The organism is Ruegeria sp. BG11 (assembly GCF_056538565.1).
This window is the reverse complement of sequence record NZ_JBQFTH010000005.1, coordinates 44,682-65,604: the sequence shown is the minus strand read 5'-3', so window position 1 is coordinate 65,604 and position 20,923 is coordinate 44,682. Positions and strand designations below refer to the sequence as shown.

Here is a 20,923-nt window from a genome sequence, read left to right as displayed (position 1 = left end):
CGACTCTCTATACCCTACTCGGTGCTCAGTTTTCTTGGCGTCGGCACAAAATGACGTGTGTCGAGCGCTTCTAGCGCGTTGCGAACACGTTCGCGCTGATCCAGCAAATGGTTGAATTGCTCATCACACCCGGCAATCGGTGTCGGGTAGTCCGCAATGTCCCTCCGCAGAGCCGACTGCGCCAGCCTGAGTTCCTGACGCGCGATACCAAGGCATTCAGAATAGTCATCCATCGAGGCATCCTCTTTATGTATACCATAGTATACCTTTTGAGATCCGCCTTTTCAACTGTTGTTCCACACAGATTCCGGTACATAGACATGCCCATCCGCCAATTTGCGCGCTGTTCTCACCAGACCGGCGGCATTCACGTTGAACTCCTGATCGTTCGAGAAGTCCACCAGAACGTCGATCTTGCCTGAAGCGTGTTCCAACACAACGTCAGCCGGGCTTGAATCCGGGCGATCAAGCAACCCGTCTGCGACGGTTCCGGGCGACAAAGCGCAAGACGCCATGCATTGCGCACCCGTAACGGCCATAGTTGGATGAGTTTTCCATGGCATGAAGTACCGAACCGCAAGGGTTCCACCCTCTCTGGCGGGTGCCATCAGCCCGAACTTGGGAGTTACCGATTTCGATACGTCCCCCATACCCATTAGTTCCCCGGCTTCGATCCGCACGGACTCCATCCGATCAAAGAAAGCACGATTGGCATCCAGCTCTTCGGCGCTTTCATATCCTGTCAGCCCGAAATCCTCTGCTCGGGCTATCGCCATCGGCATAGCGACATCCATGCAAGTCAGCTCGATCCCCTGTACTTTATCGCGCAAATTTCCCGTGGGCAGAAATGCACCTGTTGCCGAGCCCACAACGCCCATGAAACTCAGTTTCACCGGTGCAGAATGGCCGGGAACTCCGGCGATTTCCGCGTCACCCTCATAGACCAACTCACCTCCTGGGGTCTGCACATTGGCAACGACGCGGGCGCCTGTATTGACGGCGCGAATGCGGATTTCGGTCTCATCGCCCTTGGGCTGAAACAATCCCATTTCGATCGCAGCTGGACCAACTCCTGAGAGAATGTTTCCGCAGGTGGGTTTGAAATCGACCAGCTTTTCTTCAACAGAAACTTGCGCGAAGAAATAGTCGATATCGGCCCAGTCGTCCTCGCTGGCAGACAGCATCGCCACTTTGGTCGTCACCGCGTTGCCGCCACCGATCCCGTCGATATTGAGCGCTTGCCCAGCCCCAAGGGCAGCAACCAGCACATCAGCCAACTTATCCCTATCTTCAGGCAGATCAGAGCGTCGAAAATAAGGCCCTCGGGAAGTACCGCCGCGCATGAAAACATATGGGATTGCTGTCTGGGTCATTGCGAACCCTCCTTTACAAACCGTTGAAATTTCTGATTTCAGTGCTGCCCGGTTGCCAGATGAGCAGGCCGGGCAGACATTGAGCGCCTACTTGAGCGGCCATGGCAGGTTCACCATGTCTTGCAGCAGACCCGGCGGGAAATCCCGGTTCAAAGCGCCAGCCATGAAGCACATGAAACCGATGCCGCAGGCCGTTAGGAGCAGCGTCATCTGCCAGCTGGACCCGGCGCGAATGCGGAAGAATGCGATCAGGAACCCGATCAGGGCGAGGATGAACCCAACAACCCAAGTGGCCGCGATCAGACCTGCAAACCACGCGAGCGTTGACCAAAGTCCGTGCGGCGCGCTTGCATCCTCACCGGCGAGTTCCTTGTCAGCAAAGATCGCGTCACCCTCGGGCCGCCGCATCATCTGGATTAGCAGGATGACGCAGCAGAACAGCGACACGCTACCGATCACAAGCGGGATGATCTTGTCAGTCATGTTGTAGTCAGGGATCATGTTGGCATTGATCAACGCCACGATCAGATAGGCCATGATCACCAGCAGGAAGATCAGCGGCGCGCGCTTGCTGCCGGATTTAACCTCACCCTCGGCCATGATCATCTTGGCTTGACGAATGCCAAGTATAACCGAAACCACGGTGACCACGATCAGGACGATGACGATTGGGCTGAAGACGTACTCCATTCCTTCGCCAAAGCTTTTGCGGAAGCGGAAAGAGGCAATCTGGAACGCCTGGTTGGTGAACTTCTCAACCGGGTTGGACAACACGAATCCAATCAGGAAGGCCGGGCGTGACCAGTCGAAACGGCGCAGGAAGATGCCGATCAGGCCGATGACAAACAGGGCCAGAAGGTCTTCGAAATTCTGACCGGATTGGAATGCCGCAAAGCTGATCAGCATGAACAGAAACGGCGCCAGATAGGTGAAGCGGATCGTCGTTAGTTTGGCGATGCCACCCGAGGCAGCGATACACAGGATGGTGCCCACCACGTTGGCAAGTGCCAACAACCAGACAATCGAATAGGTGATGTCGAGATTATCCTTGAGCATGCTCGGACCAACCTCGATATCGCCGGATCCCAACAGCGCAACTGCGCCGATAAAGATCGCCATCGAACCCGAACCGGGGATGCCAAACAGCAGCGTCGGGACCAGCCCGCCGCCCTCTTTGGCATTGTTCGAGCTTTCCGGCCCGATGACGCCACGCACTTCGCCCTTGCCGAAGTTGCTTTTGTCTTTGGTCGATTGAACAGAGTGGCCATAAGCGATCCAGTCAACAACCGAACCCCCAAGGCCGGGAATGACACCGACAACCACGCCAATAATTGAACAGCGGACCGACAGCCAAATGTTCGCAGCCCAGTCTTTGACGCCATCAAACCAACCCGCTCCCAGCGAAGCGCCCTTTGCAATGGATCGGTCTTGACGCAGCAGCGAGACGATTTCCGGCACCGCAAAGATACCCAAGCCGACGATGACCAATTTCAGACCGTCGGTCAGGTAAGGAATGTCATAAGTGGCCATACGAAGTGAGCCGCCTGCATCCGCCTCGCCAATCGTGCCAACCATCAGGCCCAGCCCAGCGGCGGCAACGCCTTTTAGCGGGATACGTCCGGCGAGAATGGCGACCATGGAAAGACCAAGTATAGTGATCATCAGCATCTCGGGCAGGCCGAATGCCAGAACGATTGGCCGCGCGATCAGGATGAACATGGTCAGAAAAGTCGCGCCGACCAAACCGCCAAACAGCGATGACGCAAAGGCCGCTGACAATGCCCGCGCGGCCTCGCCCTTTTTCGCCATCGGGAAGCCATCCAGCACCGTCGCCTGTGAGGCGGAACTGCCGGGGATGCCCATAAGAACCGACGCAAAGGTGTCAGAGGTCGGAACAACGGCAACCATCCCGATCATCAACGCCAACCCGAGGATAGGGTCCATGCCGAACATGAAAGGCAGCAGCAAGGACAGACCAGCAATACCGCCAAGCCCAGGGAAAACACCTACGGCCAGTCCCATGACGACACCGAGAATAAGATAACCCAGAACAATAGGTTGCAGGATCAGACCCCACGCATCACTGAGCGCAGGAAGAGCTGTGGCGAAAACCTCCATAGCGGCCGCCTTTCATAAATTGTCTTGTGTTTGGAAAAGCGCGCGCCCGACATTGGGGCACGCGCGGTGGTGTCTGGGTTTAGTTCAGCTCGACACCATAGGCTTCTTTGAGCCAGTTCAAAACGTAAGCTTTGGCGTTGTCGTCGACATTTGTTGCGGTTTGCAGCGCCGCCTTAGAGCCGTCACCCACGAACACCGGGTACTTGCCCACGCGCTTTGACGAGATTTCGGCAAAGTCGCCCCGCTCGGTCACAGCTTGGAACGCTGCGGTGTATGTGTCGACCACTTCCTGAGGTGTATCGCCCGGCAGGAAGGCCAGCTTTTGAACCGGGAAACCGGCTACAAAGAACGCTTTCCAAGCATCCCATGCCTCACCACTTGTTTCACAGCCATCGGTGGCTTCGCATACTTCCTTGAATGTCGGGATGTCCGGGAAGGTCGGGTCACGGACGATATTGCCGTCTGCATCCAGAGCCCCCCAGGTCATCATCGGCACAGCCTGTCCGGATTCAACCAGCGGCGCCGATCCACCCAGATAGCCGGACGAGGTCTGATAGTCGATGTTGGCTTCACCGCGTTCGAACATCAAACGACCATCGCCACGGCCTTTGATGCCAAAGACAGGCTCGACATTCATACCCAGCATTTGCCAAGCCAGCAGCGGCACGAGGTCAAGACGTGTCGCGCCCTGCGAACCATAGATGAAGTTGGTATCTTTCAGCGCGTTCGCAGAGCCATCAAACTTTGCTCCATCCTCGGCGTTCAGATAGGCAACACCACCGGTTCCCGACGCCATCACCGGAATCCAGTCGTTGTATTCATATCGCACGCGCGGATCGCTCAGCAGATAAGGGAATTGAGTTGAACCGGAGGTGCCAAACAGCAGCGTACCATCGTCATGGCTCTGCTCTTGGAACCAGTTTGCGCCTTTGGTCGATCCGGCACCGGGCATGAATTTCACAACAACAGTCGGTCGACCCGGCAGTGCTTCGGACAGAAGCGGCGCGAAGAAGTTGGCCCATTTGGCAGACCCGCCCGTTTCCGAGAACGGGATAACCCATTCAACTGTCTTGCCCGAGAAATCGACCTCGGCGGCGGCAGGTGCGGCGATACCGGCGGCGGCAATCAGCCCCACGACGGCGCGACGGGTGAAGTTGGAAATGGTCATTGGTTCCTCCCTGTTGACCAAACAACCACGCTAGCGCCCTCTGCGCCACCGTGATCGCAAATAGAACTGTGGGGTTGATTCCCCCTCCCATCTGGCAATCATGGAGCGCCAACCTTGCGCGAAACTTGCAGGAGACCCGATGCGGATCGTCATCGTCGAAGACAACGAGACCCTCGCCAACGCTATTGCCTATCGTCTGCGGGATCGCGGTCATGCGGCAGAAGTGCTTGCGGATGGCGACGAGGCTGACTTGTATCTTGCGCAAGAGGGTGCCGACTTGGTTGTTCTGGATATCAATTTGCCCGGACAGTCGGGATTGGAGATCCTGAAATCCCTTCGCAATCGTGGTGACGGCGTACCAGTGATCTTGCTTACGGCACGTGCCGAAACAAGCGACCGGGTATCGGGGTTGGATATGGGCGCCGATGATTACCTGGTTAAGCCGTTCGAGATGGACGAGTTGGAAGCACGCATCCGGGCGCTTTCTCGACGCAAAGATCTCGACTACGGCGCAAAGGAGAGCATTGGTGGCCTGGAATTCGACCGCGCTGCCCGTCAGGTGAGTGTGCAGGGCGAAGTTATGGATATTCCGCGGCGGGAAATCGCGGTGCTTGAATGCCTGTTAGAGCGCAGGGGCAGAATTGTTCCCAAAAGCCAACTTACAGATTACGTCTATGGCGTGGGTGCCGATGTCGAGGCCTCGGCCGTTGAGCCTCATGTGTCTCGGCTGAGAAAACGTCTTCAAGATCTCGGTATTAGAATTAAGACAGCTCGTGGTCTGGGATATCTGCTTGAGGTGCAGAAGTGATCAATCACGGCTCGCTCAGGTTAAGACTTTTCATTCTTATCCTAACCCCCTTGGTACTAATTGCCGCCCTGCTTGGTCTTTGGCGTTTTATGATTGCGCAGAAAACGGCTCAGGAATTGTTCGACGACAGCCTATTATCTGCTGGCCTCGCAATTTCGCGAGATGTTGCGATTTCGGGAGGTGACGCGCTGTCACCAACGACACGCAGCATGATCCGTGACGCGTCGGGCGGAGAGATTTTTTACCACGTAACGGGACCCGGTGGCATCTATGTGACAGGCTATGCCTACCCACCGGCAGCCACCAACCCTTCTGATCAAGAGGTGTACAAGCCGCGGTTTTTCGAAGCGCTCTACCGCCAAGAACCAGTTCGCGTTCTCAAGATGACGGAAAGAGTAACCATAGAAAATTTAGTCGGAGATGCGACAGTTACAGTCTGGCAACGTATGGCGGATCGCAACGCTTTCGCGAATGAACTGTCAATACGCGCAGGAATTCTCATGGGAATTCTGCTGGCCACCCTCGCCATTGTTGTATGGTTCGGCGTCGCGCGTGGTCTGAGGCCCTTGTTGGATTTGCAGGACGCAATTGACCTGCGTTCACCAGATGACCTCAGCGAGATCAAGCGCCCTGTCCCGATCGAGGTTCAAGGAGTTGTCAGAACCCTGAACCGACTTTTTGGACAGGTGGAAAATAGTATCAACGCCCATCAAGTGTTTATATCCGAAGCTGCACATCAACTGCGGAATCCAGCGGCAGCCGTGCAGTCGATGGCCGAAGCGTTGCAGGACGCGCAAACGGATGACGACCGTGAAAAACGCATCTCAGAACTTGTTGCGGCAGCAAAAAACTCAGCAACAGTGGCCGAACAGCTTTTGTCACTTGAAAGGCTTAGACAGCCGACGCACCAAGACCAAATGGATAAAATTGGCTTCCGCTCGGTCGTGGAAGAGGCCTGCGCGGAGATGGGCGTTCACATCCTCGCAAAGGGTATCGAATTTGATGTCACGATGCCTGAGACAGCAGTCACGGTATTCGGCGACCGTATCTTTCTGATTGAGGCTCTAAAGAACCTGTTGGACAACGCAGTCAAACACGGTGGCACTACACTGAGCCACATCTCAGTTGTGCTGCGGCGTGAGGGCAATCACGTGAAGCTAACCGTGGCCGATGACGGTGCTGGCCTGTCTCCCGACCAAAGCGAAGCAGCATTCAGTAGGTTTTCGCAGTTGGAGTATTCCGAGGGCAGCGGACTAGGGTTATCTATCGTCTCGGCAGTGGCGCAGAGGCATGGAGGAATGGTCGAAATCAACCAAGTCGATAGAGGAGCGAGCATTTCGCTTAAGCTCCCCATAGCCCTCTAAGCTGTTTCTTATTCTGCTCAGACCCCGAAAACAGAAAAAATCAAAGCGCGTTTTAGCGATTACAGCGAAAGTCAGATTTTCACCCACAGCGACGAATGCGGCGCTCAAATTCTGTGTTCACGTCGCCTTTCAGCCCAAACCAGTCATCTGATGAATTGAATCGGTCTATATAAATCGAACAACTGTTAAGCGGGACAAAACGGCTATCTGTTCCAATCCGGAAAGAAAAGTTTCCAGCTATTAGAGCTGGATAATCGCTGCTACGATTAAGCGAAGCCATTCTTCTTCGATTGGGTAATTTATGAAAGTCAATGCGCTTTTGGTTTCGGCTCTCTTCGTCAGCAGCTGTATTGCTCTATGGGGTGTTGTCGACCCGCGTGGCTTGGGTTCTGTCTCCTCAAGAATTGTCACCATCCAGTTCGAAAGCCGAGGCTGGTTCATTATGCTCGAAGCCAGCGCACTTTTGTTGCTGGCAATTTATCTTGCGGTTTCCAAGTACGGCGCTATCCGAATTGGACCCGAAGGTTCAGAGCCCGAGTTTTCGACTACAGCTTGGATTGCAATGCTTTTCGCGGCAGGTATGGGTGTAGGCCTGCTGTTTTTTGGCGTATCAGAGCCGCTCACCCACTTTTCGGTAATACGCGATTTTTCTTCCGATCCAGAAGCCGCAAGGCTCGCCATGTTCGTAACCTATTTGAACTGGGGGTTCCACGCCTGGGCCATCTATGGCGTCGTTGCACTCATAGTTGCCTATTTTGCGTTTAGACGTGAGCGCTCGTTGCTGCTAAGCGCTCCGTTGCTGGACGTGTACGGAGAGAAAACTTGGACCCGCGGATTGGCTTGGCTGTTCGATTTCTTATCCGTCGTCGCCATAGCCGTTGGCCTAGCGGGTTCGTTGGCCATGGGTGTGTTTCAAATTCAAACAGGACTGGCTGGAGTTCTTGGAATTCCAAATTCTCCTTATCTGACAGCAATTATTTTTGCCGCCATGTGCGTTGCTTTCCTTATTCCTCTGAGACGTGATCTAGGAGAAGGAATGTCAAAACTGTCAAATTTGGCCATGGCGATCGCGATCAGTCTTTTGGTTTTTCTACTTGTCGCCGGTCCCACGTCTTTTGTGATGAATTCGATCGTCTCGGGTTTTGGACGTTATGTCTACAACGTCATACCTGCCGGTTTTTCGACAACAGCATTTTTTGATCAGAGCATTTCCACCTGGTTTCAAGACTGGACGCTGAACTACATGATCTGGTGGCTTGCGTGGTCTCCATTTGTAGGCATTTTCATTGCACGCATTTCGCGGGGGCGCACAATACGCGAGTTTCTGGCTGGTGTCATAATCGCGCCCACTCTTTTTTCGGTTTTCTGGTTTGGTGTGCTCGGCGGTGTAGGTTTTTTTGATGTTTTGGATGGCAGTGGTCATCTTCTTGAGGTCAACGAAAAGAGTCTTGATGCGACGACATTTGCTCTCCTGCAACAATTTCCATTGAAGTTTGTCACGCAGATCGCAACGATCACTGCCGCTTTCCTCTTTGTTGTAACGAGCGTCGTGAGCGCAGGCTTCACACTTGCAATGATTGGAACAGGCGGAGACGAAAACCCCTCGCCGAGCGTTCGAACCATCTGGGGGATGGTGCTCGGTGCACTAGGGCTAGCCATGATCCTCGTAAACGATGTTTCACTTGTCAGGTCCATTATCGCTCTCTCGGCAATTGCGTTTGTATTCATCGTACCAATTCTTGTGGTCTGTCTCCTCAAGTCGCTTTCAAAAGAGGTCTCCGAATGACAGGTTCTATCGTCGATACGGTTTTGAACGTGTCTGTTTTTTTGTACATTGGTTTTTTGATCTGGCTCGCGCTTCATCGCGTTTAGAAATTTGTGTCTGAAGCGACTCTCGTCAGGCACTTCGACCCCTCCTGGAGAAACCGGTTTCGGCACAAATGAGTACTCGGCAAACACTGGTAACGAAGAGAAACAGGGTGCCGTCAATAGCGCCAAACAAGCGATTTTTTGAAGCAACTAGGCAATTAATAGAACGCAAAGTTGCCAGCGCGTTTGTCGCCACACAATTGGTTCGTTGCTACTTGTTCTGATTGCGCCGTGCTTGCTTGGCTTCGAATTGTTCCCAGACCTATATCCGCCCCTTTTCCCATGCGTCAGTCAGCCACTACTTCTTTCTCTCTTCGGGCAATTCTAAATCACTGTACTTGCCATTCGAGAACTTTGGCCAGTCTTTAGCCGTCCCCAGCTTAACCATTTCTGCGGACAGGTCGCGCCCATCCTCAAGGTAGCACTTTGCCACTATACGACCGTGGGCATCTTCAGCAGTAGCCACTACCCTCACCTTTTGCCCCTTGCAAAGGGATACCAAAGCCCACTTGGCCTTCTTGCCGTACAGGTGGTTAATCTCCAGCGCATCTACACCAAACAAGCGCACTTGTGTTTTTTTATTTTAATGGTGTCGCCATCCACAACATAGGCTGAGCCTTCTAGAACCTTTTCTGTGGGCTCTGGTATGGCACTTTCGGCATCGAAACGCGGGGACTGCTGAACTACTTGGGGGTAGGAGGTTTCCAATCTCGGTTTCAAATCCGACTTTGGTTGGATGGTCGGCTCAATGCTACTGTCGGGGTGGCGCTTGCTATGCAAGACCAACAGAACAATCACCACAGCAACGACAAGCAATATTAATACTTCCAAGAGATTGGACCTTGAAAATGGTTTGGTAAAAACACGTGCAGAGTCGCCCTAAGACACACTGCGTGTGACGATTGATACTGGGATGATATAGAGGTTTTATCTAGCGAAAAGTGACAGCCTTTCGCAGCGGTTAAAAAACTAAACATCTCCATGCAGCAAGTGCAATAAACTAACTACGCGCACAGGTTCACAAAGAGGCTATTTCATTTTGTTAGTAAGCACAGACGTTGCTGTCGCGTTTAGAGCGCTCGAAACACCGCAGCGTGGCACATACTAAATACAAAACACACGGTCATCTAGTAGACCTACAGCACATCTACCACAGAGTGAGAGAGCCAACTAGAATTCGGCAACCATCGCAGTCTCGACTGCATGTACGCCGATACCTACGACAATGCCTGCGAAGATAAGCCCAACAAATGCGTTAATAACCGACAAAGCCCGGCTCGCGGGTTTCTCCGGTTTAATGTCTCCGTAGCCAACGGTAGTTGCGTTTATGAAAGCATGGTAAAGGCTCACCCCGGTCGACCAGCCTTCGATCCGACCAATTGATATCCCGAGCATGCAAACCAAAACCAACAGGAAAAGAAGTATCGGTGACAGGTAGATCAGGTCCCAAAGGAAAACCGATAGAAACGTGCAAATGTAGCTGGCGTCGCAACCCATAGCGAAACTCTACCTCACTGCCAGTTATGGGCCTAGTTGAATACCAATGTCTTAACAGGAAGCAGAATGGCCTGCGCACGCAAGACAATTGCATTTGCTATACCCATGCCATCCACAATCCTTGCGATGAAGGCAGACAGGCCCGTGATCTCACCAGCGTCGATCTCCTTTGCTCGGCTCGTATACGCAACGCCCACGCACGCACTACCGGGCGGGATGCTATCAAGATGCTGAGGAAAAATAGGTGCTAGGAACGCTGTAACTGTACCGGGTCGCGCTCGATCCTGCTGATCCAACAGCGTATCACCCGGTCGGAACTGCCCCGCGGCAATCGCCCCTTGCACGTCATCGACAACCATCGGGACTATGGTCAACGGTTTAGACGCGCAGGTAATTTCCACCAGCATACCCGGCTTTAGTACACTGGCAGAAATCTGACCAAAAGCTGCGATAAAACGCCCCTGTCCCGTAACCTCAGGCACCAAAATCCCGGCAGGGCGTAGTATTGGATTAACGATATCACCCGGCTTGAGGAGAAATTGCGTTACCGTCCCATCCACCTCGGCAAAAACGGTGGATTTTGATATCTCGTTCTCAGCCTCTCTCAAAACCGCACGCGCAGTTTCAAGCTGTGCAGGGAGAAGGGTGGTTTGGCGCAATTTGGCACCGTCTAACGAGGCAATAGCGGCTGCGCGCTGACTTTCCGCGCCGGTCACTGCGGTTTGCAAACGTTCCAGTTCCTGCTCACTAACAACGGTGTTGTTTCGTTCCGCAAGCTCCAGACGTCGCTCCAAATCGCTCGTCGCCTGAGAAAGGTCAGCTTCTGCCGCATCAACCCGAGCGGTGGCGCTCGCGACTTCCGTAGCGGTCAGGCCCAAAGCCGCCTCAATCTCTTGGATACGCCGCTGCGCCGTTTCCGCTGCCGCCTCCTGCCGCGTGGTGTCCAGTCGGAAAATCGCCTCGCCAGCCATAACGTCCTCATTATTGGCAACGTAGACTTCCGCGACCCGCCCTACGCGATCCGACAGAATGGTAACTGTGCGAAATGCAGCTGAGACATTCCGCGTTGAAGGGTGGAAATAGAAGATCACCGTGATCAGCGTCACAGCCAATATTGCACAGGCGGTCAATCCCCACCGCAACTCGTACCAGACATTGAACAGGGTAATTTCCTGGCCCCACCGCTTGCCCTGCTTGTAGCGGCGATAGAGGTAGTCCGGAACGATTGTGATCAGTGCAGAGAATACCAACTCAAGCATCGTCGCTCTCCGAGATGTCTACGTCGGTCTTGAGCGGAAAGATTTCATGCAAGGGCACTGCAGCGATCAAAATAGCCGCGATCCAGAAAGCGTTGTTCAGGGTGAAGAGAGAGATCAACCCAAGCACACCAACCAACTGCATTTGCACTTTGTGAGCACCTGCTGCCATGCGGTCTGGAATGGCCTGTACAGTGAAGTAGAGCGCGCCAAAACCCAGCAGCACTATGACTAGAACCAACCCAACAACGATCAAAAAACCGTCTGTCTGCCCCGGAGGCGTTACCCAAAATGGGAGTCTTGCAATCGCCTCGTCAGAAATAGAAATGTTCATATGTATCACCCCGCCTTCAAGTGATCACATTCAAATATAACTGATTGAATTTAAAAAGACGAATCTAGCTGCAGGTAGCGAAGTGGCTTTAAATCGGCTTAATACAGCGTGGGAAAGGTAGTTGCAAAGCAGACCCGCACACAACAACTTTTCATCGTTCGCAACACTCCGAAACGGAAAAGCAGTCGGTAGGATCAGTAGAACAAGCAAGGCATTAAGGAGGTTTGCATGCTTTGATATGCAAAACTTGGAGGAAGAGGTCGTGCACATTGACGTGTGACACTAAGGTGAAACACACCGCAAACTGACACACTTCAATAGTGTTTATTATCTGTTAATTGGGCGTTCGGCGGCGTTTCCCCTAGGCTCCGCCAAATCTCAGATCATTGTCGGATTAACTTTACTCTCTTGAGCAGCAGGAGGTGAAAAGTGTTTTTGCATTGATACGGCCAGAAGAAATGCCTGACCTCTCCTCTCTACAAAAATGCATGCTATTCCTGTCACTGCGTCTAACAAAATGTTGTCGGACCTTGGCTCTTTCCTGCACCGCCCTCTTGTGCCAACTTGCGCCAGAAAAAGGGGAGAGAGCAGATGGCAATCACGACCTGCATATTTGACGCTTATGGCACATTGTTCGATGTGGCCGCTGCGGCACGCCAGGCAGCGGCTGAGCCCGGCTTTGAGGCGCTCCGCGATACATGGCCGGAATTGGCCAATCACTGGCGGCTGAAGCAATTGCAATACACATGGCTGCGCGCCGTCGCAGACGCTCATTGCGATTTCTGGGATGTCACACAAGACGGGCTGGACTGGGCGCTCGAGGCAACGGGGCTGCATGGGGATGCCAAACTGCGCCAGCGGCTGCTGGATCTTTACTGGGAGCTGCGCGCCTATCCCGAGGTGCCCGAGATGTTGCAGGCCCTGAAACAGGTTGGGTTGCAAACGGCGATTCTGTCGAACGGTTCGCCTCCCATGTTGGATGGCGCGGTGCAATCGGCCGGTATTGGCGATGTTTTGGACGATGTGCTGTCGGTCGAAAGCGTCGGTATCTTCAAACCCCACGCCAAGGTCTATGATCTTGTGCAGGGCCGGTTCGGATGTGCCCGCGATGAGGTTCTGTTCGTCAGTTCCAACGGTTGGGACGCTGCCGGGGCAAGCGGATACGGCTTTGTTACCGCATGGGTCAATCGCGCTGGCGAACCGATGGATCGACTGCCGTGGAAACCGGCGCATGTTCTGTCTGACCTGACCTCAATCCCCGAACTGGCCGGGCTGTAATGGGTGAATTCAAAACGTCTGACGGGATTCGACTGCACTATGAGGATAGTGGCGCAGGCGTTCCTCTTCTTTGTCTGGCCGGACTGACGCGCAACGGGCGCGATTTCTCGCTGCTTGCTCCGCATATGGCCGATGCCCGCCTGATCATAATGGATGCGCGGGGGCGCGGGCAGTCGGATCATGATCCGAACCACGCGAATTACAATGTGCTGCGCGAAACTCAGGATGTTATCGAGCTGCTGGACCATCTGGCCCTTGACCGAGTAGTTGTTTTGGGCACGTCGCGCGGCGGGATGAATGCGATGACGCTCGCGACACTGCAGCCGGACCGGCTGGCAGGCGTGATCCTCAATGACGTGGGTCCGGTGATCGAACCCTCAGGTATCGCTCGGATCATGGATTACGTGGGCGTAGCACCCAACTCCAAGACTTTTGACGAGGCCGCCGCCGTCCTGAAGGCAGTGATGGAGCCGCATTTCCCCGGAGTCCCCTTGGAAACTTGGCGCATACAGGCCGAGAACCAGTATCAGGAGACGCCGGAGGGGCTGGCCTTGCGCTATGATCCGGCCCTTCGCACGGCCCTGGTGGAGCAAGCCGCAGTTGGCGCTGTGCCGGACCTATGGCCCTTCTTTGAGGCGCTAAAGTGCATTCCGACGGGCGTTCTGCGCGGCGCAAACTCGGACATCCTGAGCCAAGAAACACTGAAACAGATGCAGACCCGCCACCCGGGCCTGATCACGGCTGAAGTCCCGGATCGCGGCCATGTACCCTTTCTGGACGAGCCGCAATCCCTCACCGTTATCCGCAAGATTCTGGACCAAGAATGAGTACAATAGACCTGATCGAAGCCGCCGCCCATCGACTGCAGGGGCATGTCCGCGAGACGCCCCTTCTGACCTCACCCTTTCTGGACGAGATCGCCGGGCGCCGGGTATGGGTCAAACCGGAATGCCTGCAACACACCGGCAGCTTCAAATTCCGCGGCGCATGGTCGGCCATCTCGGCGCTGAGCGAGGCGGAAAGACAGCGCGGTGTGATCGCCTATTCCTCGGGCAATCACGCGCAGGGGGTGGCCTTGGCGGCGGCGAAGCACGGAATCTCCTCGGTCATCATCATGCCTTCGGACGCGCCGCAGCTGAAGATCGACAACACGCGTGCCTTGGGCGGTGAAGTTGTTCTGTACGACCGAGCCACGGAAAGCCGTGAAGAGATTGGCAATGCACTTGCCTCAGAACGCGGACTGACCCTGATCCGCCCCTACGACGAACCCCAAGTCATCGCAGGGCAAGGCACTGCCGGGCTCGAGATCGCGCGCCAAGCCAAAGCCGCAGGCGTGAGCAATGCCGACGTTCTGGTCTGTTGCGGCGGCGGCGGTCTAACGTCGGGCATCGCGCTCGCGCTTGAGGCGCACGCCCCTGGCCTGTGCGCACGTCCGTGCGAGCCAGACGGGTTCGACGACGTCAAGCGCTCGCTGGAGGCGGGGCAGATCCAAGGCAATCCTGCAACTGCAGGCAATATCTGTGACGCAATCCTTACCCCGCAACCGGGTGACATCACCTTTCCAATCCTCAACCGCCTCTGCGGCCCCGGCCTATCCGTGACCGAGGACGAGGCGCTGCACGCCATGGCGCTGGCCTTTTTGCGCCTCAAGATCGTGTTGGAGCCGGGCGGCGCGGTGTCCCTGGCCTCGGCCCTCTTCCGCAAAGACCAGATCGAAGGGGATGACGTGATCGTTGTCGCTTCGGGCGGAAATGTTGATCCCGGCGTCTTTACGCGTGCGTTGGAATTCCTGACCTGACACCCATATCGGGTTTGTGCAATCTGCACGCAAAGGCCGAGCAAGGAACCAAAGCATGACGATCGTTGATCTGGGTGGCGTTCAGCTAAACTACCGGATTGATGGCGCGCCAGACGGTGCGCCCATCGTGTTTGCAAACTCGCTGGGCACCAATCTACACCTGTGGGACGATGTGCTGACACACCTGCCCGACGGACTGCGGATCATTCGCTATGACAAGCGAGGGCACGGCCAATCCTCGGTCCCGCCTGCGCCTTACGCCATGGGCGCGCTGATCCGAGATGCCGAGGCGCTGCTGGATCATCTCGAAATCCGGGATTGTGTCTTCGTTGGCTTGTCGATTGGTGGTATGATTGGCCAAGGGCTGGCGGTGAAACGGATGGATCAGGTCCGCGCGCTGGTACTGTCGAACACCGCTGCCAAGATCGGGATGCCGAAAATCTGGCAGGAGCGGATGGAGGCCGTCCGCAACGACGGAATCGAGGCGCTGGCCGATGCGACGATGGAGCGGTGGTTCTCGCGTGATTTCCGGGCCGCCAACCAACACCTCGCATGGCGCGAGATGATGGTCGGCCAGCCGACCGAAGGGTATCTGGGCTGTTGTGCCGCCATTGCGGGCACCGATTTCTACACGCCGACCAGCGGCCTGCGCCTGCCCACACTTGGGATCGCAGGCAATGAAGACGGCTCGACACCGCCTGATCTGGTACGCGAAACGGTGGACCTGATCCCCGGCTCGCGGTTCGAATTGATGCGCCGGGTGGGCCACCTGCCCTGCGTCGAAAAACCCGCTGAATACGCTGCCCTGTTGCGGCAATTCCTGACCGAGATCGGTCACATCTGAAGGAGCGTCCCTTGGCCGAATTTCTATTGGTCCATGGATCCTGTCACGGCGCCTGGTGCTGGCGCGACCTGATACCCGAGCTTGAAGCGTTCGGCCACATCGCTCGTGCCATCGACATGCCCAGCCACGGCTCGGACCCGACGCCGATCTGCGATGTCACGCTGGAGAGCTGCCGAGACGCCGTGCTCGCGGCCTCAACACCAGACGCGATCCTTGTCGGGCATTCTTGGGGCGGCTACCCGATCAGCGCCGCAGCCGAGGCCGACCCGCACGCCATGCGCGCGTTGATCTATCTTTGCGCCTATGTCCCGCAGGGCGGATTGTCTCTGGTCGACATGCGAAGACGTGGTCCGGTGCAAACCATTGGCGATGCGGTCGACAAATCCACCGATGGGCTATCTTATACCGTGCATCCCGACCGCGTTCAGTACCTGTTCTATCATGATTGCACGCCCGAGATCCTGCCCTATGCATTCGCCCGGCTCTGCCCGCAGGCCATCAAGCCGCAAGACACACCGCTTTCAATAGGGGATCACTTTGACCAGGTCCCAAAGGCCTATATCCGCACCACCGAAGACCACACTATCCCTCCGGCCTATCAGAAAGATATGAGCGAGCGAATTCCAGCACATCTTCGGCGGGATATCGACAGCTCACACTCTCCGTTCTTCTCGCACCCGCGGCAACTTGCCCAAATACTGGATGAGCTGTCGGATAAACTTTAGCCGCCTGACGAGGCGTCATCCGGGTTGGTGTCTTTGCGCCCTTCCCACATCCTGCTGGCCCCTCTAGGGTAAGCGCCGGGTCATATAGCCGGGTTTCATGCGCCTTCCATTTGTCTTTGTTCTTCTGACCGTCATGATTGACGCGATGGGTATCGGCCTTGTGATGCCGATCATGCCGCAACTGATCGTCGAGGTGCAGGGCGGAACGCTTGCCGACGCCGCCCTTTGGGGAGGCGTCCTCAGCACTGCCTTTGCCGCAATGCAATTCGTATTCGGTCCTATTCTGGGCAACCTGTCAGACGCCTATGGCCGCAGGCGGATCTTGCTGGTTTCGTTGTTTGTGATGGCTTTGGACTATGTGGTCATGGCCATTGCAGGCAGCATCTGGTTGCTTTTGCTCGGTCGTATTGTAGGAGGGATCACAGCCGCAACCCATGCGACCGCGGCTGCCTTCATGGCAGATGTCTCGAAACCCGAAGACAAAGCCGCCAATTTTGGCCTGCTCGGCGCGGCTTTTGGCATGGGATTTGTTCTGGGTCCCGTAGTGGGCGGCCTGCTTGCCGAATACGGAACGCGCGCGCCTTTCTGGGCGGCCGCAGCACTGTCCGCTCTCTCGTTCGGCCTCGGGCTGATGGTCATGCCCGAAACGGTCACAGACAAAACCCGCCGTGCCTTCAGCTTGCGACGCGCCAACGCTGTCAACGCGTTAAAGGCCATCGCCGCCCTGCCCGGAGTTCGCCCCCTACTGTGGGTCTATTTCCTCTACTCAGTGTCAATCTACGTCTACCCCGCGATCTGGTCCTATTTCACGACCGAGCGTTTCGGGTGGTCGCCGCAGATGATCGGGCTGTCTCTCGGCGTCTATGGCATTGGCATGGCCGCCGTTCAGGGCGGGTTGATCCGACCGGCCACGCGTCATCTTGGGGAACGCATGACCATCATCTGCGGCATGGGTTTTGAGGTCATCAGCTTCGCTCTGCTCGCCTTTCTGACCAATGGCACCATCGCCCTTATGCTGATCCCGATAACCGCCTTGGGCGCCGTGATCACGCCCGCCCTACAGGCACTGACTTCACGCGCGACGCCGGACTCGCAACAGGGTGAACTTCAGGGCGTTCTGACGTCTCTGCACGCCTTGTCCATGGTGATCTCGCCCCTGTTGATGACCAGCGTGTTTGCGTGGTTCATCCGGCCTGACACGTCACTCTACCTGCCCGGAGCACCGTTCCTCCTGGCACTGATCCTTATGGCCGCCGGGTTTGTCCTGTTTCTGCGCGCTCGACCTGCCGTGGCGTAATACCGACATACCCGTGACGGTTTCCGTCTTGCGAGATGCCAATTCCCGCGCCACCGTAAACCAAACGAAGCGAGGGACGACATGCAAACCATCAAAGCCGCCGTATGCCGGGCGTTCGGGGAACCTCTGACTATTGAAGAGGTCCAACTGGCCGCCCCGGGCACCGGCGAAGTCGAGGTTACACTGGACGCGGTGGCCATTTGCCATTCGGACATCTCATATGCCGACGGTGCCTGGGGCGGATTTCTGCCCGCTGTCTATGGGCATGAGGCCGCCGGAGTGGTCAGCGCAGTGGGAGAGGGTGCAGGGGATTTCAAACTGGGTGACCCGGTGGTCGTGACACTGATCCGGGCCTGCGGCTCCTGCCCTTCATGTGCGGGTGGCAAACCCACGATCTGCGAAACCCCCTATGACACGGTCAAAGGTCCTTTGCGCACAAGTGACGGGGGACCTTTGGAACAGGCGATGGCCTGCGGGGCCTTCGCCGAGAAAGTCGTCGTCAGCCACCGACAGATCGTTCGGATTCCCGAAACGCTGCCCAAAGACCTCGCAAGCCTGCTCTCCTGCGGAGTGATCACAGGGGTTGGAGCAGCGGTCAACGCAGCAGGTTTGCGCCCCGGGCAAGACGTGGTGGTGATCGGCGCGGGCGGAGTGGGCCTTAACGCCATCCAAGGCGCTCGGATCGCAGGTGCACGCCGTATCGTTGCGGTTGATATGACCGAAAAGAAGCTTGAGATCGCAAAGGAGTTCGGTGCTACCCACGGCGTCCTCGCCAGTCTGAAAGAACCTTGGAAAGCAGCCTACAAAGCACTGGGCGGGCGCGGCGCGGATGCGGTTTTGATCACCGTCGGCGCGATCCCCGCCTATGACCAGGCCCCACGGTATCTGGGTCTGGGCGGCAAAGCCGTTATGATCGGTATGCCACATTCCGGGGACGAAGCGAGCTATGAACCGGTGATCCTCGCCGCGCTTGGTCAGGGTCTGGTGGGGTCAAAGATGGGCGACGTTGTCATCCAGCGCGACATTCCCTGGATGATCGACCTCTATGAACAGGGGCGGCTGAAGCTGGATGAACTGGTCTCGGGCCGCTGGTCTCTGGATCAGATCAATGAGGCGATTGCCGATACCAAAACCGGATCCGCCAAGCGCAATGTGATCCTGTTCGACAGGTAGGCCGATGCTGCGTTTCCTGACCGATCTCTTCAAACCCGAGGCGGCGAAACCTGCGCCGTCCACCTCGGAGACGTCGATGAATTTCGATCTGGCAGAGGTACCGCCTTTCCTGACAGGCCTCGCCAACAATCCCCGGTTTGGGCTGCCCGAAGCTCTGGTCACCCAAATCGCGGAGAACCTGTCGGATTTGCCCGTAGACCAAAGCAGCCGTTGGCAGATTGAGGGCAGTTTCGACGGCAAACCAGCGCTGATCGAAATTCAGGCCTTCATGGATGACGTCGACGCCCCGGACATGGCGTTCTTTGGCAGCGCCGAGGTGGTGGCCGAGATTGACCGCGAACTCATTGCCTTTGACCAAGCACGAGAGGGCTAGGATGAAACTGCAAGACCTCGATATTCTCGTCACGGCCCCGCCAGCCCCCGGTTGGGGCGGGCGCTATTGGATTTTGGTTAAGCTGACCACGGATACCGGCATCACCGGCTGGGGCGAGTGCTATGCGTCGTCAATCGGCCCCGACGCTATGCGCCATGTTATCCGGGATGTGTTCGACCGCCATATGCAGGGCGAGAATCCGGAAAACATCGAGTTGATGTTCCGCCGCACCTATTCCTCGGGCTTTACACAGCGCCCGGACCTGACTGTCATGGGAGCGTTCTCGGGGCTTGAGATTGCGTGCTGGGACATTCTGGGCAAAGACCGAGACCGCCCGGTCTATGCGCTGTTGGGCGGTAAAGTGAATGACCGTATTCGCGCCTATACCTATCTCTACCCACTGCCCCAGCATAACCTGACCGACTTCTGGACCGCCCCCGAACAGGCGGCTGAGGCTGCGGCAGATGCGGTCCGTCGCGGCTATACCGCCGTTAAGTTCGACCCCGCCGGTCCCTATACGATCCGGGGCGGGCACATGCCTGCGATGTCCGATATCTCTCTGTCCGTTGCGTTTTGCAAAGCAATCCGCGAGGCGGTGGGCGACAAAGCTGATTTGCTGTTTGGCACCCATGGCCAATTCAACACCGCCGGTGCCATCCGGCTGGGTCAGGCGATAGAACCATACTCTCCGCTTTGGTTCGAAGAACCCACTCCGCCCGACAATATCGAGGACATGGCCCGCGTCGCCCGCAACGTCCGCATACCTGTCGCGACCGGAGAGCGCATGACCACCAAAGCCGAATTTGGCGCGATTCTGCGCGCAGGCGCGGCGGAGATTTTGCAACCGGCTTTGGGGCGTGCAGGCGGCATTTGGGAAATGAAGAAAGTCGCTGCGATGGCCGAAGTGTTCAACGCGCAAATGGCCCCGCATCTTTATGCCGGGCCGGTGGAGTGGGCTGCGAATATCCATCTGGCGGCCTCTATCCCGAACCTGTTGCTACTGGAAACCATTGAAACGCTATTCCATGACCAGTTGATCAAGGGCTCAATCCGGGTTGAGCAAGGGTTCGTGACCCCTCCAACCACCGCCGGGCTTGGGATTGAAGTGGACGAAAATCTGGCTCGCGCGCATCCTTACAAAGGCGACGGGCTTCACCTTCAGATGCAGGAAGAACCGTGCGATTATGCCAATGGCAACGCCTTTCAGGGTGGGGCTCCCGCATCTGAGGGGTGACATTATAACGTTTCTTAGGGCATAATGTCAGAAGACTTAGTTGAAGAACGGTTGACCGGTGACACTGAAAGACAGCACCACTCAAGCCCCGGCATCGGACGGATTGGCGGAAATGAAAGACAACGCAGCCCGTACCGCCGCGTTTCTGAAAACGCTCGCGCATGAGGGCCGCCTGATGATCCTGTGCCACCTCGGAGACGGTGAGAAGTCGGTGGGAGAGCTGGAGGCGCTTTTACAAATCCGGCAGGCCGCCGTCAGCCAGATGCTGGCCCGCCTGCGTGAGGATGGTTTGGTCTCGACCCGGCGCGCGGGGAAAACGGTGTTTTATTCGCTTGAGGATGGCAACACCAAACAGGTGATCGAGTTGCTCTATCAACTGTTCTGCCAGCCGAAAGACTGACAGTAGAGCGTTTC

The 20,923-nt window shown here is 56.2% G+C and carries 21 protein-coding genes; 13 read left to right on the top strand and 8 right to left on the bottom strand.

Features of this window, described 5'->3' with window-relative positions:
- Positions 1 to 14: 14 nt before the first annotated feature.
- From ACR0JF_RS09530 to ACR0JF_RS09515, 4 genes are all read right to left on the bottom strand, one after another.
- Positions 15 to 233, bottom strand: coding sequence for a hypothetical protein (locus tag ACR0JF_RS09530; RefSeq protein WP_170659842.1), 219 nt, complete (start codon positions 231 to 233; stop codon positions 15 to 17).
- Between the two features lie 51 nt (positions 234 to 284).
- Entirely contained in the window at positions 285 to 1,373 is a 1,089-nt protein-coding gene (locus tag ACR0JF_RS09525; RefSeq protein ID WP_170659841.1) for a 4-oxalomesaconate tautomerase, read from the bottom strand.
- An 87-nt stretch (positions 1,374 to 1,460) separates the two neighbouring features.
- Positions 1,461 to 3,491, bottom strand: a complete 2,031-nt coding sequence (locus ACR0JF_RS09520; protein ID WP_170659840.1) for a tripartite tricarboxylate transporter permease — start codon at positions 3,489 to 3,491, stop codon at positions 1,461 to 1,463.
- 79 nt (positions 3,492 to 3,570) lie between these two features.
- Positions 3,571 to 4,659, bottom strand: a complete 1,089-nt coding sequence (locus ACR0JF_RS09515) for a type 2 periplasmic-binding domain-containing protein (RefSeq protein WP_170659839.1) — start codon at positions 4,657 to 4,659, stop codon at positions 3,571 to 3,573.
- Positions 4,660 to 4,798: 139 nt separating this feature from the next.
- Between ACR0JF_RS09515 and ACR0JF_RS09510 the strand changes: the two genes are divergently transcribed.
- The 3 genes from ACR0JF_RS09510 (at position 4,799) to ACR0JF_RS09500 (ending at position 8,617) form a co-directional block, all read left to right on the top strand.
- The gene (locus ACR0JF_RS09510) at positions 4,799 to 5,467 is read left to right on the top strand and encodes a response regulator transcription factor (protein ID WP_170659838.1); all 669 of its coding nucleotides are present in this window, start codon (positions 4,799 to 4,801) and stop codon (positions 5,465 to 5,467) included.
- Complete coding sequence (locus ACR0JF_RS09505) at positions 5,464 to 6,831, top strand: sensor histidine kinase (RefSeq protein ID WP_480669189.1); 1,368 nt, start codon at positions 5,464 to 5,466, stop codon at positions 6,829 to 6,831. The genes ACR0JF_RS09510 and ACR0JF_RS09505 overlap by 4 nt, the downstream gene beginning before the upstream one ends.
- Positions 6,832 to 7,132: 301 nt before the next feature.
- Positions 7,133 to 8,617 carry a BCCT family transporter gene (locus ACR0JF_RS09500; RefSeq protein ID WP_170659837.1) on the top strand — a complete coding sequence of 495 codons (1,485 nt, stop codon included), beginning with the start codon at positions 7,133 to 7,135 and terminating at the stop codon, positions 8,615 to 8,617.
- 381 nt (positions 8,618 to 8,998) lie between these two features.
- On the opposite strand, the gene ACR0JF_RS09495 is transcribed toward ACR0JF_RS09500, so the two are convergent.
- The 4 genes from ACR0JF_RS09495 to ACR0JF_RS09480 form a co-directional block, all read right to left on the bottom strand.
- On the bottom strand, positions 8,999 to 9,262 hold the full coding sequence (locus ACR0JF_RS09495; RefSeq protein WP_480669187.1) for a thermonuclease family protein: 264 nt from the start codon (positions 9,260 to 9,262) through the stop codon (positions 8,999 to 9,001).
- 608 nt (positions 9,263 to 9,870) lie between these two features.
- Entirely contained in the window at positions 9,871 to 10,197 is a 327-nt protein-coding gene (locus ACR0JF_RS09490) for a potassium channel family protein (RefSeq protein WP_170659836.1), read from the bottom strand.
- A gap of 32 nt (positions 10,198 to 10,229) precedes the next feature.
- Positions 10,230 to 11,456, bottom strand: coding sequence for an HlyD family secretion protein (locus ACR0JF_RS09485; protein ID WP_170659835.1), 1,227 nt, complete (start codon positions 11,454 to 11,456; stop codon positions 10,230 to 10,232).
- On the bottom strand, positions 11,449 to 11,787 hold the full coding sequence (locus ACR0JF_RS09480) for a hypothetical protein (protein WP_170659834.1): 339 nt from the start codon (positions 11,785 to 11,787) through the stop codon (positions 11,449 to 11,451). The genes ACR0JF_RS09485 and ACR0JF_RS09480 overlap by 8 nt, the downstream gene beginning before the upstream one ends.
- Before the next feature lie 591 nt (positions 11,788 to 12,378).
- Here ACR0JF_RS09480 and ACR0JF_RS09475 point away from each other — a divergent pair.
- From ACR0JF_RS09475 to ACR0JF_RS09430, 10 genes are all read left to right on the top strand, one after another.
- Positions 12,379 to 13,065, top strand: a complete 687-nt coding sequence (locus ACR0JF_RS09475) for a haloacid dehalogenase type II (protein ID WP_170659833.1) — start codon at positions 12,379 to 12,381, stop codon at positions 13,063 to 13,065.
- Positions 13,065 to 13,892: an alpha/beta fold hydrolase gene (locus ACR0JF_RS09470; protein WP_170659832.1), complete on the top strand. Its 828-nt coding sequence runs from the start codon at positions 13,065 to 13,067 to the stop codon at positions 13,890 to 13,892. The genes ACR0JF_RS09475 and ACR0JF_RS09470 overlap by 1 nt, the downstream gene beginning before the upstream one ends.
- Positions 13,889 to 14,863 (top strand): threonine/serine dehydratase family protein, encoded by a 975-nt coding sequence (locus ACR0JF_RS09465; RefSeq protein ID WP_170555751.1) that lies wholly within the window; start codon positions 13,889 to 13,891, stop codon positions 14,861 to 14,863. The genes ACR0JF_RS09470 and ACR0JF_RS09465 overlap by 4 nt, the downstream gene beginning before the upstream one ends.
- A 55-nt stretch (positions 14,864 to 14,918) precedes the next feature.
- The gene (gene pcaD, locus ACR0JF_RS09460) at positions 14,919 to 15,707 is read left to right on the top strand and encodes a 3-oxoadipate enol-lactonase (protein ID WP_170640607.1); all 789 of its coding nucleotides are present in this window, start codon (positions 14,919 to 14,921) and stop codon (positions 15,705 to 15,707) included.
- An 11-nt stretch (positions 15,708 to 15,718) separates the two neighbouring features.
- Positions 15,719 to 16,432, top strand: a complete 714-nt coding sequence (locus ACR0JF_RS09455; protein ID WP_170659831.1) for an alpha/beta fold hydrolase — start codon at positions 15,719 to 15,721, stop codon at positions 16,430 to 16,432.
- A 97-nt stretch (positions 16,433 to 16,529) separates the two neighbouring features.
- Complete coding sequence (locus ACR0JF_RS09450) at positions 16,530 to 17,729, top strand: TCR/Tet family MFS transporter (protein ID WP_170659830.1); 1,200 nt, start codon at positions 16,530 to 16,532, stop codon at positions 17,727 to 17,729.
- Positions 17,730 to 17,810: 81 nt separating this feature from the next.
- Positions 17,811 to 18,902, top strand: a complete 1,092-nt coding sequence (locus tag ACR0JF_RS09445) for a Zn-dependent alcohol dehydrogenase (protein WP_170659829.1) — start codon at positions 17,811 to 17,813, stop codon at positions 18,900 to 18,902.
- A 4-nt stretch (positions 18,903 to 18,906) separates the two neighbouring features.
- Entirely contained in the window at positions 18,907 to 19,275 is a 369-nt protein-coding gene (locus ACR0JF_RS09440; protein ID WP_170659828.1) for a hypothetical protein, read from the top strand.
- Between the two features lies 1 nt (position 19,276).
- The gene (locus tag ACR0JF_RS09435) at positions 19,277 to 20,509 is read left to right on the top strand and encodes a mandelate racemase/muconate lactonizing enzyme family protein (RefSeq protein ID WP_170659827.1); all 1,233 of its coding nucleotides are present in this window, start codon (positions 19,277 to 19,279) and stop codon (positions 20,507 to 20,509) included.
- A gap of 112 nt (positions 20,510 to 20,621) precedes the next feature.
- Complete coding sequence (locus ACR0JF_RS09430; RefSeq protein WP_170660068.1) at positions 20,622 to 20,909, top strand: metalloregulator ArsR/SmtB family transcription factor; 288 nt, start codon at positions 20,622 to 20,624, stop codon at positions 20,907 to 20,909.
- Positions 20,910 to 20,923 lie beyond the last annotated feature (14 nt).